Genomic DNA, 4324 nt, shown 5'->3' on the forward strand with positions numbered 1-4324 from the left:
CGTTGCCATTTTCTATCTCTGACCTTTTTCTACAGCCTCAATGCCGCCATAAACGGCTAAGAAATAGTTGGCTAAAATTTGAAGCGAAGCGGAACCGAGCCAACTATTACGTGTCCGAATTTTAATGGCTTTGTTATGTTTTAAAGCTCACTTCTGGGGGCGATTTTAGCTGTACCGTAAAATTTAACCGGTATTCTATTATTGTTTGAAATTGATGGTTCAAACTCTATTATTGGCATTTCATCGATTTCATTTTGTGTCATAAACCCCTCAGGCAAAGAGCTTATTAAAGTTCTTTCGACAACCTGTCCATTAGAATCAATAACAGTTAAGACTGTCCACTCACCTTTACCTTTAGGTAGCCAACTAGGGCGTTTTCTCAACATTTTCACTTTGCTGGAACTAGCGACCCAAAAATTAGACAGTTCGCCTGCCTCAATTTCAATAATATCAGTAGCGAATGATGGTTTGGTTTCTGTTGAGGTTGATTGGCAGCCAACTAGAAACAAAATCAAAAAGATAGAACTAAGCTTTTTCATATAACTCTCCATGTAAAAGTAAAACATAACGCTTTTTATAAACGGCGCGCGTTTTTTGCGCGTCCAGTGAAGGCCTTTTTTTGCCATAATGATGTTTAATAAATTTGTGTACGCCCAGCATGGGCATGAACTAATGAGCGGAGGCCGCCCCGGATGAAAGTCCTCTGTAGGAAGATCACCGTTCATATAACTTACCGTTATTAAACGTTAACTACTAGCGAATGGCAAGGGCTAAACCGCGAGGTTTGGTCTGAAGGAAGCCGGACGCACAAAATGGTATGGAACCATTTTGAACATCCGCAGGATGGCCTCTGGTGAAATGCATGGACGCATTTCATAAATCTAATACTTGTTTGGAAATCCACGATAATTAATCTAAAGGTTCAAGCAAGTAACACTGCTTTTCAACCGTGACTCTGTTCAATTATTTATCTCTAGTGCTTTGATTTAAATGATTATTTTTTAATTTGTTACAATGGGGTTCTCTGTAAAATAGGTGAACGAGAAGAGCATGGAGTATCTGCATGACAATGATATCAATGCTCACTAGAAAGTAAAATATTTTCAAGAGCATTAACAAAAATTGTTACATCTGAGTTAGTTAATCCTGAAATGTTTATTCGTCCTTCATTGGTGCAATAAACGCCCTGTTCTATTTTTAACCTCTGAGTGTTTTCTTGACTAATTGGAAGCATCGAAAACATTCCATTATGGTTTTTAATCGACATGAAATTATTTAACAATGGTTTTTTTTCAAACTCTAAGTTAATTAAACTCCTTATATGTAAAATTCTATTTCTAATCTCATTTAATTCTTCAAGCCAATGACGAGGTTCTTGCATTAAACTCAACGCTACTGCTGCACCGTGTTCCGGAGGCATAGAATAGGCTCTTCTGGCTATTTGCTCCATCATTGAGCTAATATTATTGAGTTGAGAATTGTCTTTACTTGTTATTATGGCGGCACCTACGCGATCGCAATACATACTCATATTTTTTGAGCAACTTGTTGAGATTAAACAAACATCAAGTGCATCAACTAACGTCCTTAGACCTTTTGCATCTTCATCAATGCCATTTCCTAGTCCTTGATAGGCAATATCAATTAATGGTATAACTTTCAATGAAGTAAAAAGCTCTGAAATTTCATCCCATTGATACTGAGTTGGATCGATACCTGTTGGATTATGGCAGCAGCCTTGAATTAAAATAATATCTCTTTTTTTAGCTGATCCTATAGCATCGGTAAATGCACCTAAATCAAGCTGATTGTTATTTTCAATCCAAGGGTAATATTTCACATTCAACCCAGCTGCACGCATGATTGGCTCATGATTGACATAGCCAGGCTTAGATACCCAAACAGTCGCGTTTGGACGACTCCAATAGATCATATCAGCCAACATTCTTAGTGCACCAGTTCCTCCTACAGTTTGAACCGCTACAGATTGATGTAGATAGTGACTGTTTGTCCCCAAAACGAGCTTTTTAATTTCTTTATTAAACTCCGAGTTTCCCGTTAAAGGGCGGTAAACTTTTGACATCTGATTGTTAACTAGATCAAGTTCAGCTTTTTTCACTGAACTCATAACTGGTGTATTGCCGTTCTGGTCTTTATATACCCCTAAAATTAAATCCAGCTTTACATCTCTGCTGTCATTTTTGTAGTCCTCTGTGAGCTTCCATAGTAAGTCACGGCCAACGGTTTCTACTTTTGAAAACATCTCTTTTTCCTCAATTAATTCTATTACTTAATACCACGCCAAAAGATATGATCAACACACCGAATATGGTTATATTTGTGGGAATTTCATTTAACATTGGAATCGCTAGAAATGTTGCAAACACAGGTGCTAACGAGCCAAATGTTACGCATCTTGACACCCCTAAATTTCTCACGGCTTGAGAATAAAACAACGTCGAAAAGAAGCCCACACTTACGCCTTGCATAACAATAAATGGCATTAGCTCGTCAAGTGGATAATCGAAGATCTTTGAGTCCACTGTATTTGTACCAATCAGTAGTGCTAGAAAAACAATGGAAGGGTATGTCACGATCATAACGCAAGATAACGGATCCAAATTTAATCTTTTAATACCGACACTGTAACTTCCCCAACATAAGCTGGCACACAATAAAATACCAATACCAGTCAAAACTGTTAGAGTTATTTCTCCTAATGACAACACCAAGATAAAAACACCCGATAAAATAACGCTTAATCCAAGACTTTTTTTTATTGTAATTTTTTTTCTGAAAAGCACATATGATACGATAGCCGCAGAAATTGGTGTCGTGCCTGCAATTAAGGAACCGACATAAGATGCAGGAGCATAATGCCCTCCTAAAGCAGAGATAAGAAAGAAGGGAAGCCCCCCCCCGACGGACACTAATATTAAGCCAGCTATGGGAGCTGAAGCGATATGTTTTAAGCGTCCTTTGATGAAAGGTATAAGCAAAATAGCTGGAATAGAGAATCTCACTAAAGCCACATCAAAAGAACCAACATTACTTAGGCTAATCATTCGAATAGACAGTGCAAACAACGCCCAAATTAACACCGCGATAATCAATGCCGACCAGCCAATCAAATTTTTATGGTTTGACCAGTTTGCGGTTAGCTTTACTACTTGCATTGTAAATACTCAGATAGTTCAATTATTTATAATTATCGTAGCACTTAATAATGGGTGAATTATTGCCATAATAAGTATATTTCGCGTATGATTTTGATAGATACTGCCAAAAATAAGATCAATAATGAACGATAAAGATAGAAAACTCATCAACGAACTTCAAAAAAATGGAAGGCTGACTAACCAAGAACTTTCCGAGAATATAAATTTATCCCCATCACCGTGTTTACGGCGTCTTAGGCAACTTGAAAGAGATAAGGTGATTCTAGGATATACAGCGCTTGTTGATGAGGAAGCTTATGGCCTCTCAATTACAGCATTCGTGCGAATACGGTTGAATTCTCACAGTTCAGAAACAATTAAGAGCTTTGAATATTCAATTCAAGATGAAGAACATATATTAGAGTGCTACATCATGACGGGAAGCGATGATTATCTATTGAAAATTCTTGTGGAAAGCTTAAGTAATTATGAAGATTTTATTCGAAAAAAGTTACAACCTATCCCAGGAATTTCAGCAATCGATACCAGCTTTGCTTATGGGGTAGTGAAAAAAAGTTACGTCTACCCCAGAGTGAAATCATAAAGTTTCCCTTTGAGGAGCTAATCATGACACCGAGGAGCTAATCATGACACCCATTCTAAAAATTAGCAAAACACCCACTTTCTTCTAAACTTTAAGGACTAATTACAACCAAGGATGGTCTGTTATGCCTCAACCTCGTAAGTCTCAAATCAGTTTAATTGATACCCCTTATTATCATTGTGTGTCTCGGTGTGTTCGTCGTTCGTTTTTATGTGGGGTTGATAGCGTAAGTGGCCAAAGTTACGAACATAGACGTGGCTGGGTTGAAGATAGGTTATTGTTTTTAGGCGCTGTGTTTGCCATTGATGTTTGTGCCTATGCTGTAATGAGTAACCATACTCATGTGGTACTGTGTGTAGATAAAGACTTGGCAGATAGCTGGTCTATGGATGAGGTGATTCATCGTTGGCATAAGCTCTATAAAGGCACACTGTTAACGGCAAAGTATGTAAAAGGAGAGGCATTATCTTCAAGTGAGCGCTTAAGCCTTGAAGACACAGTAACCATTTATAGAAAGCGCTTATACGACATTAGCTGGCTGATGCGTAATCTCAATGAATAC

Annotated in this window: 4 protein-coding genes and 1 pseudogene; 2 read left to right on the plus strand and 3 right to left on the minus strand. The window is 37.8% G+C overall.

Annotated elements, in window-relative coordinates:
- Positions 1-140: 140 nt before the first annotated feature.
- The 3 genes from EOK74_RS20515 to EOK74_RS20525 all read right to left on the minus strand — a co-directional run bounded on the left by EOK74_RS20515 (position 141) and on the right by EOK74_RS20525 (position 3176).
- Entirely contained in the window at positions 141-539 is a 399-nt protein-coding gene (locus EOK74_RS20515; RefSeq protein WP_133471995.1) for a hypothetical protein, read from the minus strand.
- Between the two features lie 536 nt (positions 540-1075).
- The gene (locus EOK74_RS20520; protein WP_133471996.1) at positions 1076-2263 is read right to left on the minus strand and encodes an aromatic amino acid transaminase; all 1188 of its coding nucleotides are present in this window, start codon (positions 2261-2263) and stop codon (positions 1076-1078) included.
- Positions 2264-2273: 10 nt separating this feature from the next.
- Positions 2274-3176, minus strand: coding sequence for a DMT family transporter (locus EOK74_RS20525; protein WP_133471997.1), 903 nt, complete (start codon positions 3174-3176; stop codon positions 2274-2276).
- 124 nt (positions 3177-3300) lie between these two features.
- On the opposite strand from EOK74_RS20525, the gene EOK74_RS20530 reads away from it, so the two are divergent.
- Both EOK74_RS20530 and EOK74_RS20535 read left to right on the plus strand, forming a co-directional pair.
- The gene (locus EOK74_RS20530; RefSeq protein WP_133471998.1) at positions 3301-3762 is read left to right on the plus strand and encodes an Lrp/AsnC family transcriptional regulator; all 462 of its coding nucleotides are present in this window, start codon (positions 3301-3303) and stop codon (positions 3760-3762) included.
- 124 nt (positions 3763-3886) lie between these two features.
- Positions 3887-4324, plus strand: a pseudogene (locus tag EOK74_RS20535) (transposase); the annotation flags it as partial.

Origin of the sequence: Paraglaciecola marina (assembly GCF_004360155.1) — a bacterium.
Taxonomy (GTDB): Bacteria; Pseudomonadota; Gammaproteobacteria; order Enterobacterales; family Alteromonadaceae; genus Paraglaciecola; species Paraglaciecola marina.

Bases quoted from the DNA above. Each gene is read 5' to 3' on its own strand.
- EOK74_RS20515 (WP_133471995.1), bottom strand. From the start codon at position 539: ATGAAAAAGCTTAGTTCTATCTTTTTGATTTTGTTTCTAGTTGGCTGC.
- EOK74_RS20520 (WP_133471996.1), bottom strand. From the start codon at position 2,263: ATGTTTTCAAAAGTAGAAACCGTTGGCCGTGACTTACTATGGAAGCTC.
- EOK74_RS20525 (WP_133471997.1), bottom strand. From the start codon at position 3,176: ATGCAAGTAGTAAAGCTAACCGCAAACTGGTCAAACCATAAAAATTTG.
- EOK74_RS20530 (WP_133471998.1), top strand. From the start codon at position 3,301: ATGAACGATAAAGATAGAAAACTCATCAACGAACTTCAAAAAAATGGA.